Below are 15084 nucleotides of genomic sequence, written 5' to 3'. Positions count from 1 at the left end.
GGCCGGTGGTCCCACCGCGCATAATCGTGGCGCGGATTACTCAGCTGGTCGGTGGATCCGTCGGTGCGGCCGGCGCTGTCGGTTCGACGGCTGCAGTCTCGGGGGCCGATGCGGTCGCGGCCGGTGCGCCCTCGGTGGAGTTCCGCTTGCTCCACGCCGAGCGGATGCCCAGTGCGGTCACCACCTCCATCACGCCGATGACGATCAGCCAGATGCCGGTGACCAGGGCCAGTGTGCCGATCGACTCGAACGGTGCGGCCAGCACCACGATGCCGGCGATCAGGCTGATCACGCCGAGGAAGATGTTCCAGCCACGTGCGGGCAGGGTGGGATCGCTGATCGCCGAGACCGCGGTCGCCACGCCACGGAAGATGAAACCGATACCGATCCAGATGGCCAGCAGCAGCACCGCACTGCCCAACTGCCGGAACGCGAGCACCGCGAGCACGACCGAGGCCGCGCCGCTGATGAACAGCAGCACCCGCCCACCGGCCGATACGTCGAGGCTGAACGCGAATACGACCTGCGCGATACCGGTCACCAGCAGGTACGCGCCGAAGAAGATGGCGGCGATCAGGACCGAGATCCCGGGCCAGGCCACCACCGCGATACCGAGTCCGGCCGCCAACACACCCGAGATGAGCGTCGACTTCCACAGGTGCTGCAACAGGCTTGGGGGAGCAGTGGTTTGCATGTGGTGAGTGTCCCACACGCGAGGAACGCGTCGCCCGGCATTCTTGCCAGGCAGTCGGCTTTTTCGGGCAGCTCGCCCGGGCCGCCGGCGCGAGCCAGATCGGCGTTCGCCCGACTCTCACGTTACGGCTCCACTACTGTTCCGTTACCGGCGCTGCGCGCCGGATCATCGGTCGTTAACGTCTTCGGCTGGAGCTGTCGACGGACCAGACCGTGACGGCTCGGCAACAGAAAGTAGAGGCACACCGTGTTGGGTGGAATCCAAGACCGCCGCACCAGGCTCTGGCGCTACGCCGCCGTGTTCGCTGCGACCGGCGCCCTGGCGCTGTCGGGTTGTTCGAGCTCGGAACCGAGTGGCGGGCAAGAGTCCCCGACGGCGGCCGCTCCGGCTGAGAAGGTGGAGGCGATCGCCAACACCGTCCCCGAGGCCATCAAGGCTTCCGGAAAGCTGATCGTCGGCGTCAACATTCCGTACGCGCCGAACGAGTTCAAGGACGAATCCGGCAAGATCGTCGGCTTCGACGTGGACCTGATGAACGCCGTCGCCGGCACGCTCGGGCTGCAGCCCGAGTACCGCGAGGCCGATTTCGCGAAGATCATCCCGTCGATCCAGGGCGGGACGTTCAACGTCGGCATGTCCTCGTTCACCGACAGCAAGGAGCGCGAGCAGCAGGTCGACTTCGTGACCTACTTCTCGGCGGGCACCCTGTGGGCCCAGCCCGCCGGCGGCTCGATCAACCCGGAGGACGCCTGCGGTAAGAAGGTCGCCGTCCAGGCGACCACCGTCCAGGAGACCGACGAGTTGCCCGCCCGCAGCAAGAAGTGCACCGACGAGGGCAAGCCGGCCATCGACATCATCCCGTTCGACAGCCAGGACGCCGCCACCAACGCGGTCGTGCTCGGCCAGGCCGACGCCATGTCGGCGGACTCGCCGGTGACGCTGTACGCGATCAAGCAGACCAACGGCAAGCTGGTGCAGGCAGGCGAGACCTTCGATTCGGCGCCCTACGGGTGGCCGGTGGAGAAGGGTTCGCCGTTGGCGCAGTCGCTGCTGCAGGCCCTCGAGCACCTCATCGAGAACGGTAAGTACAAGGAGATCGCCGCGAACTGGGGTCTCGAGGAGGGGATGATCGACAAGCCGGTCATCAACGGCGCGGTCTCGTAGCGATATCGACATACAGGGTTATCGACACACATGAGTGATGCCGGCTCGCCGCCACCGTCCAGCTCGCCCGAAGCGATCGACGCCGTACCGCTGCGTCATCCGTGGCGGTGGGTGGCGGCGGCCGTCATCATCGTCGTGGTCGGCCTGTTCCTCTACGGCGCGGCCACCAACCCTGCCTACGGGTGGTCGACGTTCGCGAAGTACCTCTTCAACGAACGGATCCTGCTGGGTGTCGTCAACACCCTGCAGCTGACCGTCTACTCGATGGTGATCGGCATCGTGCTCGGCGTGATCCTGACGATCATGCGGTTGTCCGACAACGCCGTGCTCAGTGCGGTTGCCTGGGTTTTCCTCTGGGTCTTCCGAGGCACACCGGTCTACGTGCAGCTGGCGTTCTGGGGGCTGATGCCCACGATCTACCAGAAGATCCAGCTCGGGGTGCCGTTCGGCCCGACCTTCTTCCACATCGACCTGCAGAACCTGTCGTTCCCGTTCGCATTGGCCGTGATCGGTCTTGCCCTCAACGAGGCGGCCTATATGGCCGAGATCGTTCGCGCCGGTATCACCTCGGTGCCCGAGGGGCAGTTGGAAGCGTCGACAGCGCTGGGGATGTCGTGGGGTCTGGCGATGCGGCGCACCGTGTTGCCGCAGGCGATGCGGGTCATCATCCCGCCGACCGGTAATGAGGTCATCAGCCTGCTCAAGACGACATCGCTGGTGACCGCCGTGCCATACGCCTTCGACCTCTACAGCATCGCGACCCGCGAGATCGCCGCGCGGATCTTCGAACCGGTGCCGCTGCTGTTGGTCGCCGCGACCTGGTATCTGATCATCACCAGCATCCTGATGGTCGGCCAGTTCTACCTGGAGCGCTACTTCTCCAGAGGCGCGTCACGCAAGCTGAGTCCCAAACAACTCGAGGCGCTGGCCAAGGCGCAGATGGGCACGGGTGCCTGACAGTGTCTTCCTCGACGTCGTCTGTGAACGACACAGCGCAGCCCATGGTCAAGGCCGAACTCGTCTGCAAGGACTTCGGCGCTCTCAAGGTGCTCAAGGGCATCACCCTGGAGGTGCAGAAGGGCCAGGTGCTGGTGCTCGTCGGGCCGTCGGGCTCCGGTAAGTCGACGTTCCTGCGCTGCATCAACCACCTGGAGACCGTCAGCGCAGGCAGGCTCTACGTCGACGGTGCCCTGGTCGGTTACCACGAGCGCGGGGGCAAGCTGCACGAGATGAAACCTCGCGAGGTGGCCCGCCAGCGTCGTGATGTCGGCATGGTGTTCCAGCATTTCAACCTGTTTCCGCACCGCACCGCGTTGGGCAATGTGATCGAGGCGCCCACGCAGGTCAAGGGACAGAACAAAAAGCAGGCGACCGAGCGGGCGATGGATCTGCTCAACCAGGTGGGCCTGGCCGATAAGGCGGGCGCCTATCCGGCTCAGCTCTCCGGCGGCCAGCAGCAACGGGTGGCGATCGCCCGTGCCCTGGCCATGAGCCCGAAGCTGATGCTCTTCGACGAGCCCACCTCGGCGCTGGACCCCGAACTGGTCGGCGAGGTGCTGGCGGTGATGAAGAAGCTTGCCGCCGAGGGGATGACCATGCTGGTGGTGACCCATGAGATGGGCTTCGCCAGGGAGGTCGCCGACGAGCTGGTCTTCATGGACGCCGGTGTGGTCGTCGAGCGCGGCAAGCCGACCGAGGTGATGAGCAACCCGCAGCACGAACGCACGAAGGCCTTTCTGTCCAAGGTGATGTAACCCCGATGATCGCGGCGACGGTGGACCCGGTCGCCCCGCTGTGGCGGGCCGCGCAGGTGTTCCGCCTGCTCAGCTGGAGCTATGCGCTGTACTTCCAGGTCTCCAAGAACCACGAACTGGAACGGCCGGGGTTGAGCTGGGTGCTGTTCGGGTTGCTGACGGCGTGGACCATCGCGTGCGGTGCGGCCTATCTGGGCGGATTCGGTAGGCGCCGCGGCTGGGTCATCGGCGAGGCCGCGGTGGTGATCGCTTTCATGGCGTCCACCCTGCTCGTCGCCTCCGAGCAGTGGGTGTTGGACAACCAGTCCTGGCCGACCACGCTGTGGGCCACCAATGCGGTGGTGTCGGCGGCGATCCTGGCCGGGCCGGCCGCGGGCATGGTGATGGGTCTGGCCGTGATGGGTACCGCTGCGATGCTCAAGGGGGCCATCGCGGTGGATCTGGTGCGCAGCCCGACCATCTTGATCGAGCTGGCGGTGGGGTTGGCCGTCGGGATGGCAGCCTCCACCGCGCGCCGGGCACATGCCGAGTTGGAGCGGGCCGCCCGGCTCAGCGCGGCGCTGGCCGAGCGGGAGCGGCTGTCCAGGCATGTGCATGATGGGGTGATGCAGGTACTGGCCATGGTTGCCCGCCGCGGTCGCGAAATCGGCGGTGAGACAGCCGAACTGGCGGAGGTGGCGGGGGAGCAGGAGCGCGCGCTGCGCCGGTTGCTCAGCACCGAGGACACCCTTGCCGTCGAGGCCCCGGCGTCGACGAGTGATCTCGGTGGCCTGTTGCGCAGGCACGGTGCCGACCGGGTGTCGGTCAGTGTGCCTGCCGCGCCGGTGTATCTGGACAGTGCGGTGGCCGCGGAGGTCGAGGCCGCCGCGGTCAACGCGCTGACCAATGTGGAACGACATGCCGGGCCGCAGGCGCGAGCCTTTGTGCTGCTGGAGGATCTGGGCGACGAGGTGGTGGTCAGCATCCGCGATGACGGGCCCGGCATACCCGAAGGACGGCTGGCCGCTGCCGTGGCGGAGGGGCGTATCGGAGTGAGCAAGTCCATTCAGGGCAGGATGGCCGCACTCGGCGGCCGGGCGGATCTGACCACGCCGCCCAGTGGCGGTACCGAGTGGGAACTGACAGTGCCCCGATCGGGCAAGGGAGGACACTGATGCCGACGGTGATGGTGGTCGACGATCACCCGATCTGGCGTGACGCGGTGGCACGCGATCTGGCCGATGACGGTTTCGAGGTGGTCGCGACCGCCGACGGGGTTGCCTCGGCGCGGCGCCGGGCCGAGGTGGTGCTTCCCGAGGTGGTGGTGATGGACATGCGGCTGGCCGATGGCACCGGTGCCCAGGCCTGCGCCGAGGTGCTCGCGGTGTCGCCGGCCTCGCGGATCCTGGTGTTGTCGGCCTCCGACGAACGCGCCGACGTGCTGGAGGCGGTGAAGGCCGGGGCCACCGGGTACCTGGTCAAGAGTGCTTCGAAAACTGAACTGGGCGAAGCGGTTCGGGCCACCGCGGCGGGCCGTGCGGTGTTCACACCGGGGCTGGCCGGTCTGGTGCTCGGCGAGTACCGGCGCATCGCGGCCGAACCGGGCAGCGATGAGGCCGGTCCCGCGGTGCCCAGCCTCACTGATCGCGAGACCGAGATCCTGCGTCATGTCGCGAAGGGGCTGACGGCCAAGCAGATCGCCGAGCGACTGTCGCTGAGCCATCGGACCGTCGAGAACCATGTGCAGGCGACGTTCCGCAAGCTGCAGGTCGCCAATCGGGTCGAGCTGGCCCGCTACGCGATCGAACACGGACTCGACGAATGATCGAGTAGTCCTACTCATCTCAGCCGGTGAGTTCATGGGTGACGATGTCTGACATGACCGAACCGCAGCAGGTGCTCACCCGACTGTCCGCCGAGTTCGTGGCCATGTCACACCAGTTGGCCCGGGCGTCGGCCGAACTGACGCAATTGTCCGGAGCGCTCGGTCAATCCGCGCCCGCCGCCCCGCTGCAGGCCGGGTGGGGCTACCCGAACTATCCGCAGTACGCGCAGCCGGTCCCGCCGCACCCCGGGTATCCCGCGCCGAGCGCACCCGCGGTACCGGCGCCGGTCGCGCCCACCGTCGACACACCGCCCGTGCGTCCGCAGAACTGGATCGGGAAGGTGCTTGCGGCGGCCGGTGTGGCGGTGACGCTCATCGGCGTCGTGCTGCTGGTGGTGCTCGCCGCCCAGGCCGGTCTGCTGGCTCCGCCGGTGCGGGTTGCGGCCGGGGCCCTGCTGGCCGGTGGTTTGGTCGCCGGGGCATTCTGGCTGAACACCCGATCGGGCGGTCGGGTCGGCGCGATCGCGTTGGCCGCCACGGGTATTGCGACCGCGTACATCGACGTGGTGGCGGTCACCACGATCTATGGATGGGTGGCGCCGGTCATCGGGTTGGTGCTGTCCGCGGCGATCACAGGTGGCGGCCTCGCCCTGGCGCGGCGATGGAACTCCGAGCAGCTCGCGCTGCTGGTGCTCATCCCGCTGACCGTGCTGGCGCCGGTGGTGGTCGGCCATGTCGATCTGCTGCTCATCGGATTCCTGCTGGCGATGTCGGCGGCCACGCTGCCGGTGCAGCTCGGCCGCGACTGGACCTGGATGTACGTGGCCCGCACGGCGGCAGGCAGTGGGCCGGTTTTCCTGGCGCTGATCGGCGCGGCCTTCGGTTCGCACGACCGTCCCTGGCTGGCCGGCGGGGCGGCCATCGCCGCGGTGCTGGCCATCGGATCGGCTCTGATCCTGTTGTCCCACAGCACGCATCGCACCTCGATGACGGTGGCGTCGACGGTCGGCGCTGCGCCGCTGCTGTTGGTGTCGGTCGCGGTGGACGGGCGGATTGCCGCGCTGATGATCGCGGCGCTGTCACTGTGCCTGCTGGCGGTCGTCCTGCTCGGTGATCGCATTCCCGGGATGGCCGGATCCGTCCGTCAGGTGTGGTCGGCACTGTCGGTGGTCGCCGGACTGGTTGCCGTCGCAGTCGCGTTCGACGGCCGCGCCGCTGGCCCCCTGCTGTTGGCGTTGGCGGTGGTGGTGGCCGTGGCCGGGCGGCACACCACCGGTGCGCAGATCGCCGCGCTGGTGTTCGGCGCGGTCGGCGGTCTGTACTACCTCGACCTGGCGGGCCCGGACACCATCACGACGGCCACCGAGCGGTCCGGCGCCGAGGCGGTGTCGGTGTTGATCTCGAGTCTGCTGGTGGTGCTCTATGGCGCGGCGCAGACGTGGTCTCTGACGCGACGCCACCGCGACGCCGACACCGGGCGGCTGCTGCTGGCCGGGGCGGCCGTGCTGAGCGCCTACGCGGTCACCGTGTTCACCGTGACCACCGGTGTGCTGATCGGTGGAACGGACGGCGGATTCCTGGCCGGGCACATGGCGGCGACCATCTGCTGGATCGTGCTGGCGGCCGGTCTGCTCTGGTACGCCGTGCGCCTGGACCGGGCGGACCGTTCGGTGCCCCTCGGCGGCGGTATGGCGCTGGTGACCGCGGCCATGGCCAAGCTGTTCCTGTTCGATCTGGGGACCCTCGACGGCATCTTCCGGGTCGTGGTGTTCATCGTCACCGGATTGGTGCTGCTCGGTATGGGTGCGGGCTACGCACGATTGCTGTCGCAGCAGGATCAGCAGCGTGCCGAGGGCCCACAAATTCTGGAATGATTCCAGAAAGTCCCGCGTTGCCCTCAATATGACGACAACACGGCGCACCGAAACCGATATCGAGGGCTTCCGAGCCTCACCCGAACTGCAGGCCAGCCTGCAACAGGTTCTGGTCGACATGATCGAACTGCACCTGCAGGGCAAGCAGGCGCACTGGAATGTGGTCGGTACCAACTTCCGGGATCTGCATCTACAGCTCGACGAGTTGGTCGACTTCGCCCGCGAGGGCAGCGACACCATCGCCGAACGCATGCGCACGCTCTACGGGGTCGCCGACGGCCGGTCGGACACCGTGGCGGCCACCACCACGCTGCCCGCGTTCCCGCCCTACGAGCACAACACCACCGAGGTGGTCGACCTGATCGGCACGCGCATCTACGCGACCGTCGACACCTTGCGTGGCGTACATGACGGTGTCGACGCCGAGGACCCGACCACTGCAGACATCCTGCATCAGCTCATCGATGGCTTGGAGAAGCTCGCCTGGCTCATCCGGTCGGAGAATCACAAGGTGTAGGACCACCGGAGAGCGCGGCGGGGCCGGACCCGGCGAGATCGTGAGCGGGTCGCCGGCCCACCAGGTACCAGGTGTGCATCCAGCCCTTGCCCTTCACGGCGACCTCGCCGCGCTCTTCGAACACATACGAGCCGTTGATGCGCTCATAGACGTCCTGGGGCACCTGGATGCGGCCCTCCTCATCGGTGCTCTCCATCCGGGAGGCCACGTTGACCGCATCACCCCAGACGTCATAGAAGAACTTGCGTGAGCCCACCACCCCGGCGACCACCGGGCCGGCGGCGATCCCGATGCGCAGCGGCACCTCTCGGTCCTGCGCGTCGCGCAGCCCGTCGACCGCATGGGCCATGTCCAGCGCCAGGCACGCCAGCGACTCCAGGTGATCCGCGCGCGGGGTCGGCACACCGGCGACGACCATGTAGGAATCACCGCTGGTCTTGATCTTCTCCAGACCGTGTCGATCGACCAGGGCGTCGAAATCGGTGTACAGGCGGTTGAGGAACAACACCAGGTCGGCGGGGTCGGTGTCGCTGGCGCGCTGGGTGTATCCGGCGATGTCGGCGAACAGGATGGATGCGTCGGCGAATCCGTCGGCGATCATTGTGTCGCGCCGGTCCTTGAGGCGCTTGGCGATGGTGGCGGGGAGGATATTGGCGAGCAGCGCCTCGGATTTGTCGAATTCGGCCTGCAGCGCACTTTCGGCACGGTCGATCCGACGCATCGCCGAGGCCACGACGACGATCACCATGAGGCTTGCTGTGCACGCCGTGAGGACGAAGTTGGCACGCATCGCGCCCTCGGAGAAGACCCCGGTGTTACCGGGCACCAGCCACTCCAGTGCGATCGCAAGGATCGGCCCCGACGCGGCCAGTGCCGAGGCGATCACGAGGTGGTCGGTGCCGATCATCAGGATGATCAGCGCTGCGCCCACGAAGAAATAGAACTGCAGACCGGTATCGGTGCCGAGCTGGCTGCACATATATGCGGTGCTGGCATAGGCGACGATGACGAAGGCGGCCAGCGCCGCCAGCGAGCCGCTGCGGTACAGCAGCGGAATGGCCAGGAAAAGCGCAGCGCTCGCCAGGTTTACCAGGCCGATATGCGGTACTTCGGGTACCAGGATCAACTCGGCAAAGCCGTAGATCCCGACGATCGCGGCCGCAATCCGCGTGCTGACCGTCAGGGTCGCCAGTCGCCGACTGGCCGCATCTTCGTAGTGCCGGCTGCCGTCCGGGAGGTCGGGGAGGCACCGGCCGGGCACCCTCGCTGCCACGATCGGAGCGTACTCCCCGCGCACAGCCTCCAAGCCCTTGTTTCGACGGATCTGCGACCGCGCCTGGCAAACCTTGTCCAAATCTGTGGCTCGGGTGCATGTCCCCCAATCGGGGGACAGGGTGGCATATTAGCTGACATCGTCGTCAATATTCGCTGACACGCCGGGCGCATCAAGATCGAATCACTCGTGCGTCACGAAAAGCTAACGGACGTGGGCAAACAACTGTGACCCGGGTCACAGGTTGATTACAGCTCGAATGCGATCTTGAAACGCGAATTCTTTGCCATCTTTTGCGCCGGCGAGGCGAATTGAGATTCTGCAGAGTCTGTCACGAGTTTGCTAGAAATGGCGAATTCGGATTAACAATCTGCACTTCAAGGCGACTTTTTACTTATTTGGCAATTTGCTGCCGGGTGGGTTAATTTCATGCGGAGTGCGTAGGCAACGCCGAACGACCAGGTCCGAGAACGGGAGTCGCCATGTGGGTCAAGATGCCCAAGGCTGTCCACAGAGTTGCCATCAGAGGAGCGATAGCCCTAATAGCCGCATCGCTATTCGCGGCAACGTCGAGTTACTTTGTCTTGCCAGCGAGCAAACACAAGTCGTATGACGTGGCGCCCGTGGCCGCCATCGTGGAGTCTCCTTCGACCATTGGCATCGCCGATTCCGAGATCTACATGTCGGCGAGCATCGAGGAGATCAACGAACGCCTCGACATGATGCAGTCGCTCGGGGTGACCAACGTCCGGATCATGGTTCCGTGGGCCGGTGTGCAGCCCCTGCACCCCGACACCCCGTTCGGCCTGGGCAATCCCCGCTGGGAGCAGCTCGACAAGGTGGTCAATGCCGCTGCGGCTCGCGGCATGGGCATCCTGGGCGTGCTGAACTCGACCCCGATGTGGGCGTCGTCCACCACACCGCTCAACGGTGAGCCGGCCAACTTCGACCAGTTCGCCGCCTTCGCCAAGTCCGTCGCGCTGCGCTACGGCGACAAGATCTCGGCCTATGAGGTGTGGAACGAGCCCAACTCGATCCAGTTTTGGAACACCCTGGACCCCGCGGCCTACACCGCGATGCTGAAGAAGACCTACACCGCGCTCAAGGAGGCTGCAGCTCAGGTCGGCACCGATATCACGGTCATCGGCGGTGTCATCGGCGCAGGTAAGACGTGGCCCGGGCTGACCTTGAACCCGATCGACTTCGTCAAGGGCATGTACGACGCCGGCGCGCACGGCTACTTCGATGCGCTGTCCTTCCACCCGTACAACTTCGAATGGAAGTTCTCGGTCGGTGAGGACCTGGCGTGGAAAGAGGGCATGCCGCTCTACCAGCTCAACAAGATCCGCGAACTGATGGATTCGCACCTGCAGGCGGGTGAGGAGCAGATCAAGATCTGGATCACCGAGTACGGCATCCCCACCAACCGGGTCGACGAGGCCACCCAGGCCGCCTTCGTCCGCGACATCATCGAGTTCTGGCAGACCATGCAGGGCGCGGGTCCGATGTTCCTGTACACCATCAAGGACTGGCTGAACCCGCCGAGCGACAATGATGAGGCCAACCTGGGCATCTTCCGTCCGGACGGCACCATGAAGCCTGTCGGTCAGGTCATCAAGGAACTCATCGAGTACCTGGGCAACCCGAACAACCCGGGACCGGGCACCAATCCGGGCCCCGGCGCAGGCGCCGAGCCGTTCAACCCGATCGCGGCGTTCCTGCAGGCCATCCAGCAGGCGTTCACCAGCTTCTTCAACTTCGGCGGACTGTTCAGCTCCATCGGGGCGATGGTGTCGAACTTCTTCAACAGCATCTTCGGCATCCGGCCCACCGCCGCCGCGGAACCGGAATCGGCGATGCGGATGGCAGCGGTCGCAGAATCCGACGCACCGGCCGAAACCGACAAGGCCGGCACCGAGGCGGCCACCCCGGCGCTGTCCGAGCGTGGTGTGCAGCCGGATGCGGTGACCGAGTCGGCGACGGCTTCCGAGCAGGTCGAGGCGCCGGTCACCGAGGCCCCGGTCACCGAGGTTCCGATGGAGGAGACCCCGGTCGTCGAGGTTCCGGTGGAGGAGACCCCGGTTGCCGAGGTTCCCGTCGAGGAGACCCCGGTCGTCGAGGCTCCGGTGAAGGAGGCCCCGGTCGACGAGGTCGTGGTCGACGAGACCGCCACCCCGAAGGCTCCCGAGAAGGAGGACACCACGACGTCGGTGAAGGAATCCGATAAGGAGACCAAGGGGCAGGAGAGCGACCTCAAGTCCGACCTCAAGTCCGGCAAGGAGTCCGAGGGCAGCCGGGACGCCAAGTTCTCGGTGCGACCCGACGACGCGGACGCGGTGCGACCGAACCTGAAGGCCCGCGACGAGATCAGTGTCCGGACCCCGAAGGGGCCGCGCAGCGAGCCGGGTACCGAGGTGCGTACCAGCACCGAGGCGAGCGAGCGTCCGCGCGAGAGCGCTTCGGCCGCAACGTCTTCCGAGTGACAGCGAGGAGCGACTCTCGATAGGCGAGGGGAATGCCGCTGCAGGGTTTCATCACCTGCAGCGGCATCTTCGCGTTCGGGGTCGGCCGGTATCAGTCGCTGTCACGCCCGCGCGCCTGCGGGGCACGCCATTGGAAGTGCAGAGCCAGCGCCCGGAAGACGAACACCGAAGCGGCGACGGCGCCACCGGTGAGCGCGTTGAAATGCCCGTACCCGATGAGCAAGGCCGTGATGGCGGCGCCGAAAAGCGCTGGTATCGCGTAGATCTCCTGATCCGGGCGCAGAATGCTGGGGGTCCGACCGGCGAGCACATCGCGAATCACCCCTCCACCGACGGCCGTGACCACACCGAGCAACGCCGAGGATGCCGGCCCGAGGCCATGGTTGGCCGCGGTGACCGTACCGGTCACACAGAAGGCGCCGAGCCCCAGTGCGTCGGCAAGGTCGAGTGGGCGGCCCAACAGTCGCCCCGGCGGCGACCACACGAAGACCACCAGCGCGCTCAGGACGGCGACAGCCAGATAGCGCAGATCCACGAACGCGGTGGGCGGCGTCTTGCCGATGATGAGATCGCGGATCACGCCGCCGCCGCAGGCCGTCATGGCGGCCAGGGTGAGTGCGCCGACGATGTCGAAATCGCGGCGGATCGCCAGTAATGCTCCCGATATGGCGAACGCCGCGGTGCCGATCAGATCGCCTGCGTTGCGCGTCCACAGGGCCGCGGAGTCCCAGTCCGTCGCGTAGACCAGTGTGTTCATCGATCCGCCGGGGACGAGAAGGGGTTCATAAGGCGTTCCTGGAGGTGTTACTGGTGCCCTCGGTGAGATTCGAACTGTTTTTTCGTGCCAGTTCAGCGGGATGCACGGTCTTTCACCAGCAACTTTAGGTATTCAGACATACCGTCAGATATCTGTAACTGCGGGCAAATTGTGGGCATATTGTGGTCAGGAAGGTTACACCAAGTGGACGAGTGGACAGTGCGGCGAGATCGCGGATCTCTGCTGGTCATCGCGAACAACACCGGGCATGCGGTTACCCGCGTAGAGATGCGTCTGAAGGGCGCGGCGGTCGGCGGGACCATCGCCCGTCGTGACTGGTCCGCAAAGCGGGCTGAAATGCAGCAAGGCGACTACGTGGCTGCGCCGTTCAAAGTGGCCATGGGCGCACGGTCAAACCCGCCCAGGATCGAGATCACGTGGACCGATCACCTCGGGGGCGAGCGCGGGACTGCGCTGACTGACTTGCCACTGTAGCGACATGGGCTGACGGCATGATGAGTATGTCGGCCGATCGGGTGAGACCGCCGTTGGTTTGGCTTGCACGTCGGTGGCTGCCAGTAGCGTCGCAGGCATGATGCGTGAGACGTGGGAGAGCCGCGACCTGCCGGTGTTGAAAGCGGTCGTGGAGATCTTCATCGAGTCGGGCGAGACCAGCATCGATGCTGGGAGCATTTACCGGCGAACCGGCATGGACAAGAACGACGTCCAACGGGCGTTGCGCGCACTCTATGCCGAGCCCTACCTCGATGAGAAGGGCAAGATGGCGGCTGCCAGTGGTGAGCTTTGGTACGTCGGTGCACCGACCGGTGCCGCACTTCGGGTGGCAGGCGCATGGCCGACCCCTGAGGCACTCCTCGACCGGCTCGTGTGCGCGTTGGAAACGGCTGGCGCAGACGAGCACCGAGACGAAGAGGAGCGGAGCAAGTTCAAACGAGCTGCGTTATGGCTCGGTGGATTCGGCTCGCAGGTGGCTATCACCGCTCTCGGTGGTGCCGGGGGCACCATCATCAGTAGTTGAAAGGTAGGGGATATGAGCGAGATTGATGACGTCCTGGACAGCGAATACAGGGCGTTTGTTCGCCAGCTGCATGAGAGGACGATTGGGGTCGTTGCGGAGATTGACCGGTACTGGATGCGGGAGCTCTTCAGGGAGGTCACACTGTTCGCCTCCAGCGTGTTCGACCGCGAGTTCACCGACGAGCAGCAGAAGGAGAGCTGGAACCGAGCGATGGAGCTGCAGGACAAGCTGCAGAAAGAGATCGAGCCGAACCTCAACTGGCTTGCTTACGGGCACCCTGATCCTGATGTCCGCCGCGCGGCGAACGTAGTCCAACAACGAATGGCCAACGTCATCATGTATCGCGACGCGATGCATGCCAAACGAGACGAAGGCCGGCACGCCACTACTGCAGTCCAATTGGTGCATAGCGGCATGAAAGACCTACGTCGCGTGGCGTACCACGCACCGTTCCGAGTCAGGCGACCCGAGCCTGAGTATGACGGCATCGGCGTGGTCGAAGCGGTGCCGAGCCGGCTAACAGACATCCCTCGCGACGAGTACTGACTCTAATTATCAAGGAGATCAAACGTTGAGCAACACGGCCAACCACGCCCGTCAAGCGGGCGCGAAAGCCAGGCAGGCCATGCAATCGTCAGGCGACCCAGCGGTGATTGCGCTAGCCGAGGGGATGGAAAGCCTTGCGCGCGCAATCGAGGAACTCGACCGTGAAGACGGCAACCTGGCCCAGGTGATAAGGCAGATCAAGCGGGGCTTCTGAACGCATCATGCGGGGTGGTAGCGGTCGAAGTACTGGCGCAGCGTGGCGGCGGCGTTGGGGACCTGGGCGCGAGCCGCGGGGGTGTCCATGATCTGCGCGTTCAGCCGGATGTGTGCCCAGTCGTTGCAGTCGATGATTCTGCCGGCGAGCTGGCGCAGCGTGCCGGCCAGCACGGGGCCATCGTCGACGAGCTCGAACGCCTGGTCGCCGCCGGCGAGCGGCACCAGCGGATCCAGGCCGGCCGCGGCCCGGCGTCTACTGTGCTTGCCCATGGCCATCAACGTTAGGTGCGCCGTCCGTGCCGCGGGTCATCTTGCGAACAGCTGCGAGCTTGCCGGTTTTCCGATCGGAGCCCTTACGTAGACGTTCGATGATCTCGACAAGGCGGCCTGTGGCGGCGGGGTGCTGCGCGATCGCGCGTGGGTTGTCCAGGAGGCGGGCCATCGCGATCGCTGCAGCAACTTCGCCGCGGCGTGTGGTGGTGGCGGAAAGCTCGGCCAGCTGGGCGCGGACTTCGGCCTCGACGGACCATTCGCCGGGCTCTGGCGGGTCCGGTGTGGGCTCGCCGGGAATGTGCACTTTTGTGTGCACATCGGGTTGCACATTTTTGACCACGGCCAGCCGCTTCGGTTTCCGTTCAGCAACTTCGCCGTTCTTCTGCATGCGGCGTTGCTTGCGGTAGTCGGAGTTCGCCTGTACGCACACGTCACAGCGGCAACCTTGGTTGTAGGTCGTGCGATTATGAGCCTTCGCCATACCGCATCAGCAACCAATCCAGCAAACACGTAGCAAACCGTTGACGCCCCAAGTGGGAGTGCACATGTGCAGGTCAGCGACTCTCCGCGAAAGACGACTGCCCCCGACGGGTCTTGCCGCCTGGGCGTTTCCCACGATCTTTGAGGTACCCCCCGGGCGGGCGGCCCGCTCCAGCAAACTCCGGGTGTGCATCAGCAAACTAGTGCGGG

The 15084-nt window shown here is 65.8% G+C and carries 17 protein-coding genes; 12 read left to right on the top strand and 5 right to left on the bottom strand.

Translation table 11 applies throughout. The annotated features are described in order from the left end of the window. Positions 1 to 40 precede the first annotated feature (40 nt). On the bottom strand, positions 41 to 694 hold the full coding sequence (locus tag PGN27_RS04355; protein WP_335324989.1) for an HdeD family acid-resistance protein: 654 nt from the start codon (positions 692 to 694) through the stop codon (positions 41 to 43). Between the two features lie 246 nt (positions 695 to 940). Between PGN27_RS04355 and PGN27_RS04350 the strand changes: the two genes are divergently transcribed. From PGN27_RS04350 to PGN27_RS04320, 7 genes are read left to right on the top strand one after another with little or no spacing between them, the layout of a single operon-like run. After that, positions 941 to 1858: an ABC transporter substrate-binding protein gene (locus PGN27_RS04350; RefSeq protein WP_335324988.1), complete on the top strand. Its 918-nt coding sequence runs from the start codon at positions 941 to 943 to the stop codon at positions 1856 to 1858. Positions 1859 to 1888: 30 nt separating this feature from the next. Beyond that, positions 1889 to 2815 carry an amino acid ABC transporter permease gene (locus PGN27_RS04345; RefSeq protein ID WP_335324987.1) on the top strand — a complete coding sequence of 309 codons (927 nt, stop codon included), beginning with the start codon at positions 1889 to 1891 and terminating at the stop codon, positions 2813 to 2815. Positions 2816 to 2859: 44 nt separating this feature from the next. Next, a complete protein-coding gene (locus tag PGN27_RS04340) occupies positions 2860 to 3612 on the top strand; it encodes an amino acid ABC transporter ATP-binding protein (protein WP_335325227.1) in 753 nt (250 codons plus the stop codon). Between the two features lie 5 nt (positions 3613 to 3617). After that, complete coding sequence (gene macS / locus PGN27_RS04335; protein WP_335324986.1) at positions 3618 to 4766, top strand: MacS family sensor histidine kinase; 1149 nt, start codon at positions 3618 to 3620, stop codon at positions 4764 to 4766. Then, entirely contained in the window at positions 4766 to 5416 is a 651-nt protein-coding gene (locus PGN27_RS04330; protein WP_335324985.1) for a LuxR C-terminal-related transcriptional regulator, read from the top strand. The genes macS and PGN27_RS04330 overlap by 1 nt, the downstream gene beginning before the upstream one ends. 53 nt (positions 5417 to 5469) lie before the next feature. Beyond that, positions 5470 to 7290, top strand: coding sequence for a DUF2339 domain-containing protein (locus tag PGN27_RS04325; RefSeq protein WP_335324984.1), 1821 nt, complete (start codon positions 5470 to 5472; stop codon positions 7288 to 7290). A gap of 28 nt (positions 7291 to 7318) precedes the next feature. After that, entirely contained in the window at positions 7319 to 7807 is a 489-nt protein-coding gene (locus tag PGN27_RS04320) for a Dps family protein (protein WP_335324983.1), read from the top strand. On the opposite strand, the gene PGN27_RS04315 is transcribed toward PGN27_RS04320, so the two are convergent. After that, the gene (locus PGN27_RS04315) at positions 7779 to 9080 is read right to left on the bottom strand and encodes an adenylate/guanylate cyclase domain-containing protein (RefSeq protein WP_335324982.1); all 1302 of its coding nucleotides are present in this window, start codon (positions 9078 to 9080) and stop codon (positions 7779 to 7781) included. The genes PGN27_RS04320 and PGN27_RS04315 overlap by 29 nt on opposite strands. A 623-nt stretch (positions 9081 to 9703) precedes the next feature. On the opposite strand from PGN27_RS04315, the gene PGN27_RS04310 reads away from it, so the two are divergent. After that, entirely contained in the window at positions 9704 to 11563 is a 1860-nt protein-coding gene (locus tag PGN27_RS04310; RefSeq protein ID WP_335324981.1) for a cellulase family glycosylhydrolase, read from the top strand. A 91-nt stretch (positions 11564 to 11654) separates the two neighbouring features. On the opposite strand, the gene PGN27_RS04305 is transcribed toward PGN27_RS04310, so the two are convergent. Then, entirely contained in the window at positions 11655 to 12320 is a 666-nt protein-coding gene (locus PGN27_RS04305; RefSeq protein WP_335324980.1) for a trimeric intracellular cation channel family protein, read from the bottom strand. Positions 12321 to 12524: 204 nt separating this feature from the next. On the opposite strand from PGN27_RS04305, the gene PGN27_RS04300 reads away from it, so the two are divergent. The 4 genes from PGN27_RS04300 to PGN27_RS04285 all read left to right on the top strand — a co-directional run bounded on the left by PGN27_RS04300 (position 12525) and on the right by PGN27_RS04285 (position 14119). Next, positions 12525 to 12815 carry a hypothetical protein gene (locus tag PGN27_RS04300; protein WP_335324979.1) on the top strand — a complete coding sequence of 97 codons (291 nt, stop codon included), beginning with the start codon at positions 12525 to 12527 and terminating at the stop codon, positions 12813 to 12815. A 97-nt stretch (positions 12816 to 12912) separates the two neighbouring features. Continuing rightward, positions 12913 to 13359, top strand: a complete 447-nt coding sequence (locus PGN27_RS04295) for a hypothetical protein (protein WP_335324978.1) — start codon at positions 12913 to 12915, stop codon at positions 13357 to 13359. A gap of 12 nt (positions 13360 to 13371) precedes the next feature. After that, on the top strand, positions 13372 to 13905 hold the full coding sequence (locus tag PGN27_RS04290; protein ID WP_335324977.1) for a hypothetical protein: 534 nt from the start codon (positions 13372 to 13374) through the stop codon (positions 13903 to 13905). Positions 13906 to 13930: 25 nt separating this feature from the next. Continuing rightward, on the top strand, positions 13931 to 14119 hold the full coding sequence (locus PGN27_RS04285) for a hypothetical protein (RefSeq protein ID WP_335324976.1): 189 nt from the start codon (positions 13931 to 13933) through the stop codon (positions 14117 to 14119). 5 nt (positions 14120 to 14124) lie between these two features. On the opposite strand, the gene PGN27_RS04280 is transcribed toward PGN27_RS04285, so the two are convergent. Continuing rightward, a complete protein-coding gene (locus PGN27_RS04280) occupies positions 14125 to 14391 on the bottom strand; it encodes a hypothetical protein (protein ID WP_335324975.1) in 267 nt (88 codons plus the stop codon). Continuing rightward, on the bottom strand, positions 14375 to 14875 hold the full coding sequence (locus tag PGN27_RS04275; protein ID WP_335324974.1) for a hypothetical protein: 501 nt from the start codon (positions 14873 to 14875) through the stop codon (positions 14375 to 14377). The genes PGN27_RS04280 and PGN27_RS04275 overlap by 17 nt, the downstream gene beginning before the upstream one ends. Positions 14876 to 15084: the final 209 nt, after the last annotated feature.

The sequence above is a fragment of the Mycolicibacterium neoaurum genome (genome assembly GCF_036946495.1).
Lineage (GTDB): Bacteria > Actinomycetota > Actinomycetes > Mycobacteriales > Mycobacteriaceae > Mycobacterium > Mycobacterium neoaurum_B.
The sequence above is the reverse complement of the archived record's forward strand: the minus strand, read 5'-3'. Positions and strand labels throughout refer to the sequence as shown.